The sequence below is a fragment of the Mycolicibacterium sp. MU0050 genome (assembly GCF_963378085.1).
Taxonomy (GTDB): Bacteria; Actinomycetota; Actinomycetes; order Mycobacteriales; family Mycobacteriaceae; genus Mycobacterium; species Mycobacterium wendilense.
Genome location: NZ_OY726395.1, coordinates 2,983,179 through 3,000,655, shown reverse-complemented (window position 1 = coordinate 3,000,655; position 17,477 = coordinate 2,983,179). Strand labels below are relative to the sequence as shown.

The 17,477-nt window shown below is 70.3% G+C and carries 18 protein-coding genes; 14 read left to right on the top strand and 4 right to left on the bottom strand.

What is annotated here, in order from left to right; all coding sequences use genetic code 11:
- Positions 1–10 precede the first annotated feature (10 nt).
- Positions 11–748 carry a 4-hydroxy-tetrahydrodipicolinate reductase gene (gene dapB / locus R2K23_RS14150; protein ID WP_316510235.1) on the top strand — a complete coding sequence of 246 codons (738 nt, stop codon included), beginning with the start codon at positions 11–13 and terminating at the stop codon, positions 746–748.
- Positions 748–1,197, top strand: coding sequence for a hypothetical protein (locus tag R2K23_RS14145; protein ID WP_316510234.1), 450 nt, complete (start codon positions 748–750; stop codon positions 1,195–1,197). Before dapB ends, R2K23_RS14145 begins: the two co-directional genes overlap by 1 nt.
- Here the strand turns inward: R2K23_RS14145 and R2K23_RS14140 are convergent.
- The gene (locus tag R2K23_RS14140; protein WP_316510233.1) at positions 1,194–1,937 is read right to left on the bottom strand and encodes an SDR family oxidoreductase; all 744 of its coding nucleotides are present in this window, start codon (positions 1,935–1,937) and stop codon (positions 1,194–1,196) included. The genes R2K23_RS14145 and R2K23_RS14140 overlap by 4 nt on opposite strands.
- 220 nt (positions 1,938–2,157) lie before the next feature.
- Here R2K23_RS14140 and R2K23_RS14135 point away from each other — a divergent pair, with 220 nt between their 5' ends.
- A complete protein-coding gene (locus tag R2K23_RS14135; RefSeq protein ID WP_316510232.1) occupies positions 2,158–2,613 on the top strand; it encodes a flavodoxin family protein in 456 nt (151 codons plus the stop codon).
- Between the two features lie 16 nt (positions 2,614–2,629).
- Here R2K23_RS14135 and R2K23_RS14130 read toward each other — a convergent pair whose 3' ends face one another.
- The gene (locus R2K23_RS14130; RefSeq protein WP_316510231.1) at positions 2,630–2,800 is read right to left on the bottom strand and encodes a CsbD family protein; all 171 of its coding nucleotides are present in this window, start codon (positions 2,798–2,800) and stop codon (positions 2,630–2,632) included.
- Positions 2,801–2,851: 51 nt separating this feature from the next.
- Positions 2,852–3,901, bottom strand: a complete 1,050-nt coding sequence (locus R2K23_RS14125; RefSeq protein ID WP_316510230.1) for an AraC family transcriptional regulator — start codon at positions 3,899–3,901, stop codon at positions 2,852–2,854.
- Positions 3,902–4,014: 113 nt separating this feature from the next.
- On the opposite strand from R2K23_RS14125, the gene R2K23_RS14120 reads away from it, so the two are divergent.
- The 5 genes from R2K23_RS14120 to R2K23_RS14100 all read left to right on the top strand — a co-directional run bounded on the left by R2K23_RS14120 (position 4,015) and on the right by R2K23_RS14100 (position 10,773).
- Positions 4,015–4,518 (top strand): 2,4'-dihydroxyacetophenone dioxygenase family protein, encoded by a 504-nt coding sequence (locus tag R2K23_RS14120; RefSeq protein ID WP_316510229.1) that lies wholly within the window; start codon positions 4,015–4,017, stop codon positions 4,516–4,518.
- A gap of 42 nt (positions 4,519–4,560) precedes the next feature.
- Complete coding sequence (locus R2K23_RS14115) at positions 4,561–5,016, top strand: hypothetical protein (RefSeq protein WP_316510228.1); 456 nt, start codon at positions 4,561–4,563, stop codon at positions 5,014–5,016.
- A gap of 127 nt (positions 5,017–5,143) precedes the next feature.
- Positions 5,144–6,304, top strand: coding sequence for a CynX/NimT family MFS transporter (locus R2K23_RS14110; protein WP_316517274.1), 1,161 nt, complete (start codon positions 5,144–5,146; stop codon positions 6,302–6,304).
- Positions 6,305–6,387: 83 nt separating this feature from the next.
- Positions 6,388–9,525 carry an adenylate/guanylate cyclase domain-containing protein gene (locus tag R2K23_RS14105; RefSeq protein ID WP_316510227.1) on the top strand — a complete coding sequence of 1,046 codons (3,138 nt, stop codon included), beginning with the start codon at positions 6,388–6,390 and terminating at the stop codon, positions 9,523–9,525.
- Positions 9,526–9,543: 18 nt separating this feature from the next.
- Positions 9,544–10,773 (top strand): glycosyltransferase, encoded by a 1,230-nt coding sequence (locus R2K23_RS14100; protein WP_316510225.1) that lies wholly within the window; start codon positions 9,544–9,546, stop codon positions 10,771–10,773.
- Here R2K23_RS14100 and R2K23_RS14095 read toward each other — a convergent pair.
- Entirely contained in the window at positions 10,770–11,507 is a 738-nt protein-coding gene (locus R2K23_RS14095) for a dienelactone hydrolase family protein (protein ID WP_316510224.1), read from the bottom strand. The genes R2K23_RS14100 and R2K23_RS14095 overlap by 4 nt on opposite strands.
- Before the next feature lie 101 nt (positions 11,508–11,608).
- Here R2K23_RS14095 and R2K23_RS14090 point away from each other — a divergent pair, with 101 nt between their 5' ends.
- From R2K23_RS14090 to R2K23_RS14065, 6 genes are read left to right on the top strand one after another with little or no spacing between them, the layout of a single operon-like run.
- A complete protein-coding gene (locus R2K23_RS14090) occupies positions 11,609–12,409 on the top strand; it encodes a thymidylate synthase (RefSeq protein ID WP_316510223.1) in 801 nt (266 codons plus the stop codon).
- Positions 12,406–12,882 (top strand): dihydrofolate reductase, encoded by a 477-nt coding sequence (locus R2K23_RS14085; RefSeq protein WP_316510222.1) that lies wholly within the window; start codon positions 12,406–12,408, stop codon positions 12,880–12,882. The genes R2K23_RS14090 and R2K23_RS14085 overlap by 4 nt, the downstream gene beginning before the upstream one ends.
- A complete protein-coding gene (locus tag R2K23_RS14080; RefSeq protein ID WP_316510221.1) occupies positions 12,882–14,096 on the top strand; it encodes a winged helix-turn-helix domain-containing protein in 1,215 nt (404 codons plus the stop codon). Before R2K23_RS14085 ends, R2K23_RS14080 begins: the two co-directional genes overlap by 1 nt.
- Before the next feature lie 9 nt (positions 14,097–14,105).
- The gene (gene thyX / locus R2K23_RS14075) at positions 14,106–14,855 is read left to right on the top strand and encodes an FAD-dependent thymidylate synthase (protein ID WP_316510220.1); all 750 of its coding nucleotides are present in this window, start codon (positions 14,106–14,108) and stop codon (positions 14,853–14,855) included.
- A gap of 33 nt (positions 14,856–14,888) precedes the next feature.
- Positions 14,889–15,791, top strand: coding sequence for a 4-hydroxy-tetrahydrodipicolinate synthase (gene dapA, locus R2K23_RS14070; protein WP_316510219.1), 903 nt, complete (start codon positions 14,889–14,891; stop codon positions 15,789–15,791).
- 9 nt (positions 15,792–15,800) lie between these two features.
- The gene (locus R2K23_RS14065; RefSeq protein ID WP_316510218.1) at positions 15,801–17,477 is read left to right on the top strand and encodes a ribonuclease J; all 1,677 of its coding nucleotides are present in this window, start codon (positions 15,801–15,803) and stop codon (positions 17,475–17,477) included.

Here is a 17,477-nt window from a genome sequence, read left to right as displayed (position 1 = left end):
GCTGCCACGCATGCGAGTGGGAGTTCTGGGTGCCAAGGGCAAGGTGGGCGCGACCATGGTGGCCGCGGTCGAGGCCGCCGATGATCTGACGTTCACCGCCGGGGTCGACGCCGGCGACGACCTGGCGCTGCTGACCGGCAGCGATACCGACGTGGTGATCGACTTCACCCACCCCGACGTGGTGATGGACAACCTGAAGTTCTTGATCGACAACGGTATTCACGCCGTCGTCGGCACCACCGGCTTCACCGCGCAGCGGCTGGATCAGGTCGGCGCGTGGCTCGAGGCCAAGCCCGGGGCCAACGTGCTGATCGCCCCGAACTTCGCCATCGGCGCGGTGCTGACCATGCACTTCGCCCGGCAGGCGGCGCCGTACTTCGAATCGGTGGAGATCATCGAGCTGCACCACCCGCACAAGGCCGACGCCCCGTCGGGCACCGCGGCCCGCACCGCGAAGCTCATCGGTGAGGCCCGAAAAGGACTGCCGCCCAACCCCGACGCCACCAGCACCGGACTCGAGGGTGCCCGCGGCGCCGACGTGGACGGCGTCCCGGTGCATTCGGTGCGGCTCACCGGCCTGGTGGCCCACCAGGAAGTGCTGTTCGGCACGCAGGGCGAGACCCTGACCATCCGGCATGACAGCCTGGACCGCACCTCGTTCGTGCCCGGCGTGCTGTTGGGGGTCCGCGAGATCGGCAAGCATCCCGGGCTGACCATCGGTATCGAGTCCCTGATGAACCTGGGCTGATGCGCACACTGCGCATCCAGGTGGTGATCGGGTTCCTGTGTGTGGCCCTGGTCGTCTATTTCGTGCTGCTGGGACGCATCGCGGTGGCGCTGATCGCCGACGGCCGGGCCGCGCCGGTGGGCCTGGGCCTGGCGCTGTTGATCCTGCCGTTCATCGGGCTGTGGGCCATGGTCGCGACCCTGCGGGCGGGGTTCGCGCACCAGCGGCTGGCGCGGCTGGCGGCCGAGCAGGGGATGGAACTCGACGTCAGCGCCTTGCCGCGGCGGGCCAGCGGCCGGATCCAGCGCGACGCCGCCGACGCGATGTTCGACACGGTGCGCGCCGAACTGGACGCCGACCCGGACAACTGGGTGCGCTGGTATCGGGTGGCCAGGGCCTATGACTACGCGGGGGACCGCACCCGCGCCCGGGCGGCGATGAAGAAGGCCGTCGAACTACAGGCGCGCTAGGCAGATCGGCGCGCGAGGTGCGCGGGGCCGCCGACGTACACGATGCCGGCCGGACTCGGCGCGGTCGCCGCGTGGGCGATGGCGGTGGCGAACTCGGCGAGCCCGCGGCGCGAGGCCGAATTGCGGGGGGCCGCGGTGCAGGCGCCGCCGTCGAGCAGCGTGAGCACGGCCTTGCCGTCGATCATGTCGCCGGAGACCACGGTGAAGTGGATGCCGCGTCGGTCGAACTGTGAGCGCATGGCGTAGAGCGCGGTCTCGCCGGCGCGCTTGCTCGCGGCGACGGTGGCGTAGCCCTTCGGCACCGCCTTGTGCGGATAGAAGTGGGCCTGATGGCTGGTTGCGAAGACCAGGCTGGCCCCGGCGGGCATCAGCGGCAGCGTGAGCCGGGCCAGCCGTTGCTGCGCGTCGTGGTTGATCCACATCGCGTGGTTGGGATCGATGCCCGGTTCCAGACCGCCGGATGCGTTGAGTACCAAGGCATCCAGGCGACCGAACCGGTCGGCGACCTGGTCGACCATGGCGGACGTGGCCGTCGCGTCGGCGATGTCGGCGGCCATGGTGGATGCCTGGCCGCCCGCGCCGCGGATCGCGTCGGCGACGGCGGCGGCACCGGCCGCGTTCTTTCGGTAGTTGACCACGACATGGGTGTCCGGTCGGGCGAGTTGCTGGGCGACTTCGGCGCCGATCCCGCGCGAGGCGCCCGTCACGAGGGCGACCCGGGTGCTGTTGTCTGAGTGCATAGTGGCTCCTTCCCTGGCTGCCATTCACCGGGGCTGGCAGGTCTGGTGGCGCTGCTCGCGGCATGCCATCACCGTTATGCGTACCGACCATACACCGAATTTAAGAAAAATAAGGGACGTCTAAGGCAACGATTAGGTGTACGGCTGTACCGGGATCGTGATCTTTACGGTCCCGGGTGGTATCGGTTGTTATCCGGTGTCACCGACAGGGAGGTTGAGGTTGCCGCGGTTGTTGATCGTCCACCACACGCCGTCGCCGCACTGCCAGGAGATGCTGGAGGCGGTGGTGTCCGGCGCGACCGATCCCGACATCGAGGGCGTCGACGTCGTCCGGCGCCCGGCGTTGTCGGTGTCGACGACGGACTGGCTCGAGGCCGATGGCTATCTGCTGGGCACGCCCGCCAACCTGGGCTACATCTCGGGTGCCCTCAAGCATGCGTTCGACCACTCTTACTACCCGATGCTCGACGCGACCGGGGGTCGGCCCTTCGGGCTCTACATCCACGGCAACGAGGGCACTGAGGGGGCCCAGCGCGCGGTGGACGGCATCACCGCCGGGCTGGGCTGGGCGCGGGTCGCCGAGACCGTGGTGGTCGCGGGCAAACCCACGAAAGAAGAACTGGAGGCCTGCTGGAATCTGGGGGCCACCGTCGCGGCCGGCCTGATGGCCGGCTGACCCCAGGGGCGCGGTTCTACTTGAAGGCGTCCTTGACCTTCTCGCCGGCGTCCTTGAGGTTGGACTTGACCTGGTCGAGCTTGCCCTCGTTCTCGGTGCTCTTGTCGTCGGTGGCCTTGCCGGCGGCTTCCTTGGCCTTGCCGCCGAGGTCGTCGAGCTTGTTCTTCGCCTTGTCCATTGCGCTCATCGGGGGTCAACTCCTCGGTCTTTGTCCCACCCGGTCGGTGGGTCCTGCGCTCTATATGCCCGCCACCGGCCGTCCTCGAAACGTCCCGTCCTCGAAACTTCCCCTGCGCTGGGTCAGCGTGCGCCGAACGGCCAGCGGGGTGGCGTCGAACCAGCGATGGCAACTCCTGGTCAGCGAGCTCTGCTCGGTGTAGCCGAGCTGGTGGGCCACCGAGGACAGCGGAAGGTCGCGAACCGCGAGCAATTCCGTGACGCTCTCGCGGCGGCGGTCGTCGAGGAGTTGCCCGAAGCTGGTGCCGGTCTCGGCCAGGCGCCGCTGCAGGACCCGGGGGTGCAGCGTCAGCGTCCGGGCGACGTCGTCGAGCGACGCCTGGCCGAGCGGCATCAGCTTGTCGATCAGCTCCACCACGTGTTCTTCCACGTTGCGGTGGTGCCCACGGCCGGTCAGATAACGCGCGGCCAAGGCGTAGGACTGCGAGTCGCCGCCGGCAATGCGTTGACCGAGCAGGGGCCGGGGAAAGAACAGCGCGTTGGCCGGCGCATTGAACTCGACCGGACACCGAAAGGTGTCGAAATACACTGCGGTAGGCGATATCTGGGCGTGGCGGAAGGTGATCCGGTGCGGCCGGAAGTCCGAGTCGGAGAGCATCGCGAACATGCCGCGGATCACGCCGAGCGCCACCTCGATCATCTGGGCCCGGTGCGGCACCCGCGCCAGCGTGATGGCGAATTCGATGCGGGCCATGTTCTCCCGCAGGTGCAGATCGGCCTTGATCGCCGGGGAGTAGGTATGCAGATATTTGGCCACCCCGACCAGTGCGGCCTGCACGGTCGCGGCATTGCGGGCCAGCACCGCGATGGGGCCCAGCATCTCGAGGTCCTGCAGCTTGGACAGTTGCAGACCGAAGTCCGGCACGTCCAGCTCCTCGGCCGCGTTGCCGACCAGCGTGGTCAGCGCGGTGTACCGGATGTAGCGGTGGAAGTCCCCGAGGACCGCGGGATCGATACCCGCCTCGGCGAGAAACTGCTGCGGATCACCGCCGTGGGCGGCGATCAACTCCGGCACGTGGACCAGAGACGACGCGCGCACCAGATCCGCCATAGTCGCGAATTGTAAAATTTATGTCGTGAAATGACAAGAATGGGCATGGCGAAGTGGTGATGATGGACACAAGCCCAGCACGTAGGGCAGTACCTCGCAGCCAAGGAGTAGCCATGACCGTCACCGACATCACCCCGCCGATCGCGCTCACCATGCAGACCCAGAACGTGCCGTGGGCCATCGACGTCCTGGCCCCGGGCATGTCCGCGCAGCTGCTCGTCGCCGACGTGGAGGCCGGTCTCACGGTGGCCAACATCCGCTTCGCCCCCGGCACGGTGATCCCCACGCATCTGCACACCGGAGCCGTGCACGGCTACACCCATTCCGGCAGCTGGTTCTACCGCGAATACGGCCCCGAATCGCTCAACGTCGCGGGCACCTACATCTACGAGCCGGCCGGGTCCACCCACACGCTGGAGGCACCGGCGAGCAACACCGAGGACACCGAGGCGCTGTTCATCATCTACGGCGCCTTCCTCAACTACGACGCCGAGGGCAATTTCGTCGGCCACATCGACGCCTCGGTCACCCGTCAGCTCTACGTCGCCGCGCTCGAGCGCCAGGGCGACACCGTGCCGGACTTCGTCGTCGGCGGAAACTCCCGCTACGGGCGCTGACCTACCGGGAAACATCCACCGCGCTCGGGTAGCGTCTGCGCCATGCCCGGAATGGCTGAGCTCGCGTTGGGTGCCGCGCCGATTGCCGGCGGCGCGTTGCTGGGACTGGCCGCCGGCAACATCAAGGGCCCCGATCTGCGGGCCGGGATCAAAGCCGACATGGACCTGCTCGATCGACTGCCCCCAGAACAGGCGCAGCGCCGCGCCGCGCTGCAACGCTCGATCGACATCCGCATCGACGACATCGTCGCCGGGGTCGAGCGCAATCGAGAGATCCGGGCGATGGCCGCGAGCTACAGCGGCAACTGGCGCGACATCGTGGTGTTCATCTGCGCGGTGCTGTTCACCATCGTGTGGTGGAACGTCAGCCACAGCCGGACCAACTGGATGCTGATGTTCGTCGTCCTCATCGCGCTGTCGATCATCGCCGCGGTGTACGCCGCACGCGGAATCTTCCGCAGCGTCGCGACTTTCATGCACTCACGGCGCCGGTCCTGACCCCGGGGGGAGCCGCGCGGAAGTCTCCCGCGTACGGCACCATGGGCAAGTGAGCAAGGGGCGCGCGGACCTCCGGTCCGACCACGGGCATGATCTCGACGGCGCCCCCGAGATCCGTCCGCCGGTGCTGGCGGCCGGCGGCGCGCTGCTCATCGCGGCGGTGGTGCTGACGGCACTGAATCTGCGTCCGGCGATCACCAGCGTCGGCCCGCTGCTGGGCGAGATGCGCGGTTCCCTGGGGGCTTCGGCGACCTGGGCCGGCGTGCTCACCACCTTGCCGGGACTGTGCTTCGCCGCCGCCGGGCTCGCGGCGCCGTGGCTGTCGCGCCGCATCGGGTTGGGCCGGGCCATCGGCCTGGCGCTGGCGGTGCTGAGCGTCGGCCTGGCGATCCGCGTCCTCGACGGGCCGTACGTGGTGATCGGCGGCACGCTGGTGGCGACCGCGGGCATCGCGCTGGCCAACGTGTTGATCCCGGTCGTCGTCAAGGGATCGTTCCCGGCGCAGATCGGCCTGATGACCGGCATCTACACCGCCGCGCTGCAGGGCGGCGGCGCGCTCGGATCGGCCCTGACACCGGTACTCGACGACGTGTTGGGGAACTGGCGCGCGGCCCTGGGCAGTTGGGCGGTGGTCGCGCTGCTCGCGCTGCTGCTGTGGCTGGCCGGGGCGCGGCATCTCGGTCCTCCCGCAACGGGGACGCCCGCCGCGCCGCCGCGGCGTCGGTCGCTGCTGCGCAGCCCGTTGGCCTGGACGATCACGCTGTTCTTCGGCTGTCAGTCGCTGTTGGCCTACGTGGTGATGGGGTGGCTGGCCGAGGTCTTCATCGACCACGACGTCAGCCAGCGCAACGCCGGCCTGCTGGTCGGTCTGGTGTCGTTGCTGGCCGTACCGATCAGCCTGTTCATCGCCCCGATGGCCGCCCGGCAACGGCATCAGAGCGGCTGGATCCTGGGGCTGGGCGTGATCGGCTTCGTCGGCATGGTCGGCCTGGCCATCGACCCCGGCGCCGCCCCGCTGCTGTGGAGCGTCCTGGTCGGCTTCGGGATGGGCGTGTTCTCGCTGGCGTTGGCCGTCATCGCGCTGCGGGCCCGCACCCCGGCCGACACCGCCGCGCTGTCCGGGATGGTCCAGGGCTTCGGCTATCTGCTGGCCGGCGTGGGCCCGTTGCTGTTCGGGCTGCTGCGCGACGTCACCGGCGGCTGGACCGCACCGTGGACGATGGCGCTGGCGGTGTACGTGGTGCAGATGATCGCGGGGGTGATCGCCGGCCGCAACCGTTACGTGTGACGGGGGCGAAAATTCTTCGGTTCGCGTCGCCGCGGCACCCGGGATGCGCGACGATGGATTGATCGACGACGCGGGGGGCGCGGATGGTCAGTCCGGTCGAGGTTGCCACCGCTCGATGCGGGGCATGCGGCAACGGCCTGCGGGCACAGGCCCGGTTCTGCGACGCCTGCGGTTCGCCCGTGACGCCGCGGCCGCCGACCGGTGAACACAAGCAGGTGACCGTGCTGTTCGCCGACGTCGTGGGCTCGATGAGCCTCGCGGCGACCCTCGACGCCGAGCGCTTCCAGGCCATCATGAACGACCTGTTCAACCGCGCGGCCGCGGTGGTGCAGCGCTATCAGGGCACGGTCGACAAGTTCACCGGCGACGGCCTGATGGCCCTGTTCGGCGCGCCGGTGGCGCTGGAGGATCACGCGGTGCGGGCGTGCATCGCGGCGCTGGCCATCCAGTCGGTGACCGCCGACATCGCCGCCGAGGCGGCCGAGCGGGACGGGGTGTCGCTGCAACTGCGCGTCGGGCTGAACTCCGGTGACGTGATCACCGGGGAGATAGGTTGGGGCCCAGGGAGATACACCGCAGTCGGGCATCCGGTGGGCATCGCGCAGCGGATGGAGGCCGGGGCGCGGCCGGGGGAGGTGCTGTGTTCGGTGTCCACCGCGCGACTCGTCGAGCACGCCGCCCGGCTGGGCCCGGTCCGCGACGTCGCGGCGAAGGGGGTGGACGCGCCGGTGCCCGCGCGGCCACTGCTCGGGGTCCAACCGTGCCAGTCGGTGTCGCCCCGCAACGAGGGGACGCTGCTGGGCCGCGACGCCGAGTTCGGCCGGCTCCGTTCGCTGTTCGACGCCGGCGGCGGTTCGGTGGGGATCGTCGGCGGTCCCGGGCTCGGCAAGAGCCGGCTGGCGACCGAGGTCGCCGACTTCGCCGCGAGTCGCGGCGCCGAGGTCGTAGTCGCACGCTGTGAGTCGCACACCACGGCGGTGCCGTTCCGGGCGCTGTCGCGCATGCTGCGGGCGCTGTTCGCGGTGGACGGCCTGACCGACGCCGCGGCCCGGGATCGCATCGCCGAGCACTTCGAAGGCGGGCCGGGACCGGATCCCGACGACGTGCACGTGCTGTTCGAGGCGATGGGCATCGGTTCGGACACACCCGCGTCGCAGGTCAACGTCGACGGCCGCCGTCGTCGGCTCGTCGAGATGCTGGTGCAGGCCGTCGCCGCGCGCGCCGGGCGGACGATGTTCGTCCTGGACGACGCGCACTGGATCGACGCACCGAGCGACGACGTCCTGGCCGAGTTCGCCGCGACCCTGCACCCGACTTCGTCGATGTTCGTCGCGACGTGCCGTCCGGAGTTCGACGGTGCGCTGCGACGTCGCGCGGATCACCTGCTCACGCTCGATCCGTTGAGCGCGGCGACCACGGTGCGATTGGCCCGCCGGCTCCTGGGTACCGACCCGTCGGTGGCCGGGCTGGCCGAGCGAATCGCCGTGGCCGCGGCCGGCAATCCGTTCTTCGTCGAGGAGCTTGTCCGTGATCTCGCCGGCCGCGGCGTGCTCACCGGAAGTCAGACGGGCTACCGACTCCTGGGCGCGGTCGAGCGCCTCGCGGTGCCGGCCACGGTGCAGGCGGTGCTCGCGGCGCGCATCGATCGGCTCGACGCGGACACCAAGGCCGTCCTGAACGCCGCGGCCGTGATCGGCGCCCGTTTCGACCTGGACACCCTGCAAACGCTGTGCCCGGACGGAGGGCCGACGGCGCTGGCAGAGCTGGTGTCCGCCGAACTGATCGACCAGACCGAATTCGTACCGCGGCAACGCTATTGCTTCCGGCACCCACTGGTACGCACCGTCGCCTACGAGTCGCAGTTGAGCACCGGCCGCGCCCGGGCCCATCGTCGGCTCGCCGCGGCCATCGAGGCCCGCGATCCCGGCGCCGACGACAACGCCGCGCTGATCGCCACGCACCTCGAGGCCGCCGGCGCGCTGGCCGAGGCCTACGGCTGGCACATGCGCGGCGCGGAATGGCTGCGGTCCCGCGACCTTCCCGCCGCCCGCGCGCAGTGGGAGAGCGCCCGCCGCATCGCGGACCTGCTGACCGACGACCACCCCGGCGTCGTCGCGATGCGCATCGCGCCGCGCACCATGCTGATCTCCACCCTGCTCTACGTCGGGGGCGACGGCCACGGCGACGACCGGTACCGCGAACTGCGCGGGTTGGCCCTGAGCGTCGACGATCAGCGGTCCCTCGCGCTGGCCACCGCCGGACAGATCTGGTCGCTGAACGTCAACGACGCCCGGGTTACGGAAGCCGCGGTGCTGGCCGCCGAACTCGAGGAGCGGATCGCAGTCCTCGACTGCGACGCGCTGACGAGAGCGATAGTCCTCAACGCGGTGGCCTTCGCTCGGTTCGTCAACTGCGAATTCGGCCCCGCCCTGCGGATCGCCGAGGAAATCTGCGCGCTGCCCGCCGACGTACCGAGGGAGGAGCGGACATCGGCCGACGCGCTGCGGGCCACCATCGAGATCTGTCTGGGCCCCACCGGGCCGGGCCGCCGGCGGCTGCGGGACATTCAGACCGCGTTCGAGCTGCACCCGGTGCGGCACGCGAGCGTGCTCGTCTATCTGGCGTTCCTGACGGGCTTCGGGATGTACCGGGGCGACGAGTTGGTACCGGTGTTGCGGGATGTGCTGCGCCGCGCGGAGTCCTTCGGCGATCTCTGCGGCATCAACATCGCCGAGTGGACCTACGGCACGGTGCTGCTGCACGCTCAGCACCACAACTCCGCCGAGGCCATCGAGGTGCTCACCCGGGCCCGCGACCGCATGCGGCGACATCAGCTGGGACGCTTCGCGCTGCCCGCCATCACCGCCGACCTGGCGCGCGAGGCCGCCCGCCGCGGCCGCCGCGAAGAGGCCCTCGACGAATTGCGGGAGGTGGTGTCGTCGCATCTGGCGAGCGGCACCTGGTTCTTCGTCGGCTACCCCGCCGAGGCCCTGATCGAGTTGCTCCTCGAACAGGCATCGGACGGCAATCGCGCCGAGGTGCGCCGGATCCTCGACGCGTGGCGGCCGCACGGTCCCGACACCGCCGTCCTGGATCTGTGGTGGCACCGCTGCCACGCGCTGCTGGCCGAGGCCGAAGGCAGTCCGGCGGCCTATGCGGCACGGGCGCGCTATCTCGACCTGTGCCAACGACTCGACGCCCGCGGGCGGTTGAGCGGCTGAGCGGTAAGGAGACCTGCGATGGCGCGCATCCTGGCCTACACCTCACCAGCGATGGGACACATGCTGCCGATCAGCGCGCTGCTGTGCGCGCTGGCCGGCCGCGGGCACACCGTCTTCCTGCGCACGCTGTCGAGTTGCGTGGGCACCGCCCGCGGTCTCGGCCTGCACGCCGACGCCGTCGACCCGCGCATCGAGGGCATCGAACTCGACGACTGGAAGGGGTCCAATCCGCGCCGCGCGCTGCAGTTGGGCGTGGGGGCATTCACCCGTCGCGCCCCGTACGAGGTCGCCGACCTCACCGACGCGGTGGCCGCGGCCCACCCCGACGCAATCCTGGTCGACGTGAACTGTTGGGGCGCCCTGTCGGCGGCCGAGGTCGGCGGGACCCCGTGGGCCTGCTTCTCGCCGTACACCCCGCCGCTGGCGGCCGCCGGGTTACCGCCGTTCGGGCTGGGGCTGCGGCCGCTGCCCGGCGTCGCGGGTCGGATGCGCGACGCCGCGACGCGCGCGCTGGTCACCCGCGCCGTCGAGCGCACGACGTTGCCGCCGGTCAACGAGCTGCGCGCCCAACTCGCCCTCGGCCCCGTGGCGACCATGGACGAGTTCCTGCGGCGGGCGCCGCTGCTGCTGATCGCCAGCGGCGCGCCGTTCCAATATCCGCAGACCGACTGGGGCGACGCGGTGCAGCTGATCGGGCCCTGTGCGCTGGACCCCGGGCCGGCGGTCACGCCGGACTGGCTGGCGGCCATCGAGCGACCCATCGTGCTGGTCAGCACGTCCTCGGAGCGGCAGGCCGACGACGCGTTGGCCCGCACCGCGCTCACCGCGCTGGCCGGCGAGCCCGTGCACGTCGTGGTCACGCTGCCCGCCGGGGCACCGGAGGAGATCGCCGCGACGCCCAACGCCACGGTCTGCCGGAGCGTGCCCCACGGCGCGGTGCTCGACCGTGCGGTGTGCGCGGTGACCCACGGCGGGATGGGCGTCACACAGAAGGCGCTGGCGCGCGGGGTGCCGGTCTGCGCGGTGCCGTACGGGCGCGACCAGTTCGAGGTGGCCCGCCGCGTCGAGGTCGCCCGATGCGGAACCCGGCTGCCGGCCACGAAGCTCACGCCCGCCCGGCTGCGCGCGAAGGTCCGCGCGGCGATGACCATGACCGACGGGGTCCGGCGGGTGGCGGCCGGGTTCGCGGCCACCGGCGGAACCGCCCGCGGCGCCGAGGTTTTCGAGCAGCGGGTGCTCGGCCTTTAGTCGAGGTGGCGGTCCAGGAACTCCGTCGTGGCCGCCCAGTGCCGGTCCGCGGCCTGTTCGTCGTAGGGGGCGTTGTCGGGCACCGCGAACCCGTGCCCGGCCGAGTAGAACTCGATGGTGTGCTCCACCCCGGCGGCGGTCAGCGCCGCATCCAGCGTCTCGGCCTGCGCCGCGGTGAACGACGCATCGTTCTCGGCGCCGCCGACGTAGATGGGCGCGCGCATCCGGTCGGCCAGCAGGTGCGGGCTGCCGGCATCCTCGGAGACCAGGCCGCCGCCGTGGAACGACAGCGCGGCGCCCACCCGGTCCGGCACCCGGCCCGCGACCACCAGCGACGTCCGCCCGCCCATGCAGTAACCGGTGGTGCCGAACTTCTCGCCGCGCACCTCCGGGCGCGCGGCCAGGTAGTCGAACAGCGCCGCGGCGTCGGTGGCCATCATGTCCGGGGTCACCTTCCCGATCATGGCGAACAACCGGCCGCGTTCCTTCGGGTCGCCGAACACCGTGGCCATGTCGAACGGCGCCCAGCCGGGATTGCGGTAGTACACGTCGGGCACCACCACCGCATATCCGGCGTCGGCCAGCCGCTGCGCCATCTCGTCGAACGTCTGGCGCGGGCCACCGGCGTCCGGGTACATCACCACGCCGGGCCAGGGGCCGTCTCCGTCGGGGGTGGCGAAGGTGACGGAGCAGTCTCCGTCGGGGGTGCTCACGGTGTCGGTGATGGTCGGCATGGCTTCTGTTCTACCGTGTCGGCACCGGCCGGTGCGGCAGGGCCGGGAAACCGCGGCGCCGGTGCGGCCGAAACGTCGGGTGCCGACGGTAGGCTTGCCGAATGTCGATCGCCACGCCCTACGAAGATCTGCTGCGTCTGGTGCTCGAGACGGGAACCCCGAAATCCGATCGCACCGGTACCGGTACCCGCAGCGTGTTCGGCCACCAGTTGCGCTACGACCTGCGCGCCGGCTTCCCGCTGATCACCACCAAGAAGGTGCATCTGAAATCGGTGGTCTACGAGTTGCTGTGGTTCCTGCGTGGGGATTCCAATGTGCGCTGGCTGCAGGAACACGGCGTCACCATCTGGGATGAATGGGCCTCTCCGACAGGCGATCTCGGACCCGTCTACGGCGTGCAGTGGCGGTCCTGGCCCACCCCGTCCGGGGAACACATCGATCAGATCAGCGCCGCGCTGGAACTGCTGAAGGCGGACCCGGACTCGCGGCGCAACATCGTCTCGGCGTGGAACGTGGGGGAGATCCCGCAGATGGCGTTGCCGCCCTGCCACGCGTTCTTCCAGTTCTACGTCGCCGACGGCCGGTTGAGCTGCCAGCTGTACCAGCGCAGCGCGGACCTGTTCCTGGGCGTGCCGTTCAACATCGCCAGCTACGCGCTGCTGACGCACATGATGGCCGCCCAGGCGGGCCTGGAGGTCGGCGAGTTCATCTGGACCGGCGGCGACTGCCACATCTACGACAACCACGTCGAGCAGGTCACCGAGCAGCTGTCCCGGCAGCCGCGACCCTATCCCGAACTGGTTCTGGCGCAGCGTGATTCACTGTTCGACTACACCTACGAGGATGTCGTGATCAAGAACTACGAGCCGCACCCCGCGATCAAGGCACCGGTGGCGGTGTGAGCGTCTCCCTGATTTGGGCGCAGTCCAGTTCGGGTGTCATCGGCCGCGACAACGCCATCCCGTGGCGGCTGCCCGAGGACCAGGCGCGCTTCAAGGAACTGACGTTGGACCACACCGTGGTGATGGGCCGGCTCACCTGGGAGTCGTTACCGGCGGCGGTGCGGCCGCTGCCGGGTCGCAAGAACATCGTCGTCACCAGGCAGGCCGACTACCGCGCCGCCGGGGCGGAGGTGGTCACCGACTTCGACCGGATACCCCTGGACGACGCCTGGGTGATCGGCGGCGTGCAGATCTACGCGCTGGCACTGCCGCGGGCCACCCGCTGCGAGGTCACCGAGATCGACATCGACCTGCGCCGCGAGGACGACGACGCCCTGGCGCCCGTCCTCGACGAGAGTTGGAGCGGCACCGTCGGGGACTGGCAGACCAGTTCCTCGGGCCTGCGTTACCGGTTCTGCACCTACCGGCGCTGATGCCGGCGCTGCGGGTGGACCAGGCGCGCCGGATCGCTCTGGCGGCCCAGGGTTTTCACGAACCCAAGCCCACGGGGGCGGTGACCCGCGCGCATCTGCGTCGGCTGATCTCCCGGATCCAGGTGCTGCAATTGGACTCCGTGTCGGTGGCGGTGCGCGCGCACTATGCACCGGTGTTCAGCCGGCTGGGGCCCTACGACCGCGACCTGCTGGACCGGGCGGCCTGGAGCCACAGCGCGCGCTCGCCGCGGCTGCTGGTGGAGTACTGGGCCCATGAGGCCGCGCTGATGGCCGTCGAGGACTGGCCGCTGCTGCGGTGGCGGATGCGCGAGTACACCCACGGCCGGTGGGGCCGCGAGATCGTCCGCAGGAACCGGCGGTTGGCCGACGACGTCGTCGCCGCGGTCGCCGAGCTCGGGCCGTCGACGGCAGGGCAGATCGAGGCGCACCTTCAGGCCGAACCCCGCGGGCCGCGACGGTCTGCGAAACGCGAAATGTGGGATCGCAGCGACACCAAGTGGGTGGCCGAGGCGTTGTGGTCCGCGGGGGTGTTGACCACCGCCACCCGGGTGGGCTTCGCCCGGCACTACGACCTGGCCGAACGGGTGCTGCCCGCCGAGGTCCTGGCCCGCGAGGTCGACGACGCCCAGGCCGTGCGGGAGCTGACGTTGCGGGCGGCCACGGCGCTGGGGGTGGGGACCGAGGCCGACATCCGCGACTACTTCCGGCTGGGCGCCGCGCAGGTCAAGCCCGCCCTGGCCGACCTGGTGTCGACCGGCGAGCTCGAGGCCGTCCACGTCGACGGGACGCCGGCGTATCTGCGTGCGGGGCAGAAGATTCCCCGGACCGACCGCGGGACGGCGTTGCTGTGCCCGTTCGACCCGCTGGTCTTCTTCCGGCCGCGGATCGAGCGGCTGTTCGGCTTTCATTACCGCATCGAGATCTATACGCCCGCGGCCAAGCGCCGCTACGGCTACTACGTATGGCCGTTTCTGCTCGACGGGCAGCTGGTGGCCCGTGTCGACCTCAAGGCCGACCGCGATGCGAACACCCTGCACGTGGTGGGTGCCTTCGGCGAGGACGGCGCCGAGCGCGCCCGGGTGGCCCCGGCGTTGGCGGCCGAGCTGCAGACGATGGCCGGCTGGCTGGGTCTGGGCGGGATCACCGTGGGCACCCGCGGTGATCTCGCGGGACACTTGCGCCGCTCGCGTTAGGCTGCCCCGGTGGCCGAGACCGCCCCGCTGCGCGTGCAGCTGATAGCCAAGACGGAGTTCACCGCGCCGCCCGACGTGCCGTGGAGCACCGACGCCGACGGCGGACCGGCGCTGCTCGAGTTCGCCGGGCGGGCCTGCTACCAGAGCTGGGACAAGCCGAACCCGCGCACCGCGACCAACGCCACCTACCTCAAGCACATCATCGACGTCGGGCACTTCTCGGTGCTCGAACACGCCTCGGTGAGCTTCTACATCACCGGCATCTCGCGGTCCTGCTCCCACGAGCTGATCCGGCACCGCCACTTCTCGTACTCACAGCTGTCGCAGCGCTACGTTCCCGAGCACGACGCCGAGGTCGTGGTGCCGCCCGGCATCGACGGCGACCCCGAACTCGAGCGGCTGTTCTTGGCCGCCACCGACGCCAGCCACGCGGCCTATACCGAGCTGATGCGCCGGCTCGACGAGAAGCTGGCCGGCGAGGCGGGGACGGTGCGGCGCAAACAGGCCCGCCAGGCCGCGCGCTCGGTGCTGCCCAACGCCACCGAGACCCGCATGGTGGTGACGGGCAACTACCGGGCCTGGCGCCATTTCATCGCGATGCGGGCCAGCGAACAGGCCGATGTCGAGATTCGCCGGTTGGCCATCGAATGCCTGCGCCAACTGGTTGCTGTCGCGCCGCAAGTGTTCGCGGATTTCGATATTTACACCCTCGCCGACGGCACGGAGGTCGCCACGAGCCCGTTGGCGACCGAGGCGTGAAAGCGAGTTGATCGCGCGCGGTACCCTTACGCGGTGAGCACCAGCGGATTCGACGTCAGCGCACGTTTGGGCACCGTGCTGACTGCCATGGTGACGCCGTTCCGCCCGGACGGCTCCCTGGACACGGCCACCGCCAAGAAGCTCGCGGCCCAGTTGGTGGACGCCGGTTGTGACGGCCTGGTGATCTCCGGTACCACCGGCGAATCGCCCACCACCAGCGACGACGAGAAGATCGAGCTGCTCTCGGCGGTCCTCGACGAGGTCGGCGACCGGGCCCGCATCATCGCCGGCGCCGGCACCTATGACACAGCCCACAGTGTGAACCTGGCCCGGCGCAGTGCCGCCGCGGGTGCGCACGGGCTGCTGGTGGTCACGCCGTACTACTCGCGGCCGCCGCAGTCCGGTTTGCTGGCGCACTTCCGCACCGTGGCCGACGCCACCGAGTTGCCGAACGTGCTCTACGACATCCCGCCGCGCTCGGTCGTGCCCATCGAGTGGGACACCTTGCGCGAGTTAGCCGAGCACCCGAACATCGTCGGGGTCAAGGACGCCAAGGGCGACCTGCACGGCAGCGCCCAGATCATGGCGGAGACCGGGCTGGCGTACTACTCCGGCGACGACGCGCTGAACCTGCCGTGGCTGGCCGTCGGCGCCATCGGATTCATCAGCGTGTGGGGCCATCTGGCCGCAGCCCAACTGCGAGAGATGTTGTCGGCGTTCAATTCCGGCGACATCGGCACCGCGCGCAAGATCAGCGTGACGCTGGGACCGCTCAACGCTGCGCAATACCGCCTCGGCGGTGTCACCCTTTCCAAGGCCGGGCTGCGGTTGCAGGGCTTCGACGCCGGCGAACCGCGATTGCCCCAGGTCCCGGCCACCGACGAGCAGATCCAGGCGCTGGCCGCTGAAATGCGGGCGGCGGCGCTGCTCCGATAGGACGTCCTCATGAATACCGATTTGGCACCGCCCGGCCCGCTGGAGCCCGGCGGGCTGCGGGTGACGGCGCTGGGCGGCATCGGCGAAATCGGCCGCAACATGACGGTGTTCGAGCACCTCGGCCGGTTGTTGATCGTCGACTGCGGGGTGCTGTTCCCCACCCACGACGAGCCGGGCGTCGACCTGATCCTGCCCGACCTGCGGCATATCGAAGACCGCCTCGACGACATCGAGGCGCTGGTCCTCACGCACGCGCACGAGGACCACATCGGCGCCATCCCGTTCCTGCTCAAGCTGCGCTCCGACATTCCGATCGTGGGTTCGAAGTTCACCCTGGCGCTGGTGGCCGCCAAGTGCCGCGAGCACCGCATCAAACCGGACTTCGTGGAGGTCGCCGAGGGGCAGCGCAGCACCCACGGCGTCTTCGAGTGCCAGTACTTCGCGGTCAACCATTCGATCCCGGACGCGCTGGCGATCGCCGTGCACACCGGGGCCGGCACCGTCCTGCACACCGGCGACATCAAACTCGACCAGCTGCCGCTGGACGGCCGGCCCACCGATCTGCCCGGGATGTCGCGGCTCGGCGACGCCGGGGTCGACCTGTTCCTGTGTGACTCCACCAACGCCGAGCATCCGGGTGTGGGACCGTCGGAGAGCGAGATCGGGCCGAATCTGCACCGGCTGATCCGCGGCGCGGAGGGTCGGGTGATCGTCGCGTGCTTCGCCTCCAACGTCGACCGGGTGCAGCAGATCGTCGACGCCGCAGTGGCGTTGGGCCGCAAGGTGTCCTTCGTCGGCCGGTCGATGGTCCGCAACATGGGGATCGCCCGCGAGCTCGGCTTCTTGACCGTCGCCGACGACGACGTGATCGACATCGGCGCCGCCGAGATGATGCCGCCGCAGCTGGTGGTGCTGGTGACCACGGGCACCCAGGGCGAGCCCATGGCGGCGCTGTCGCGGATGTCGCGCGGCGAGCACCGCAGCATCACCCTGACCGCCGGCGACTTGATCGTGCTGTCCAGCTCACTGATTCCCGGCAACGAGGAAGCGGTGTACGGCGTGATCGACGCGCTCGCCAAGATCGGCGCCCGCGTCGTCACCAACAGCCAAGTCCGCGTTCACGTCTCCGGGCACGCGTACGCCGGCGAGCTGTTGTTCCTGTACAACGGCGTGCGGCCCCGCAACGTCATGCCGGTGCACGGCACCTGGCGGCACCTGCGTGCCAACGCGAAGCTGGCGGCCAGTACCGGTGTGCCCGAAGAGAACATCGTGCTCGCCGAGAACGGCGTCAGCGTCGACCTGGTTGGCGGGGTGGCGTCCATCGCGGGTGCGGTCCCGGTGGGCAAGATGTTCGTCGATGGGCTGATCACCGGTGACGTCGGCGACGCCACGCTGGGGGAGCGGCTCATCCTGTCCTCGGGATTCGTCGCGGTCACGGTGGTCGTGCACCGCGGGACCGGAAAGCCCGCCGCACCACCGCATCTGCACGCTCGCGGGTTCTCCGAGGATCCCAAGGCGCTGGAACCGGCGGCGCTGAAGGTGAGCGCCGAGCTGGACAACCTGGTCGCCGAGGGCGTGACCGACCCGGTCCGCATCGCGCAGGCGGTGCGCCGCGCGGTCGGCAAGTGGGTGGGCGAGACCTACCGGCGCCAGCCGATGATCGTGCCGACGGTGCTGGAGATCTGA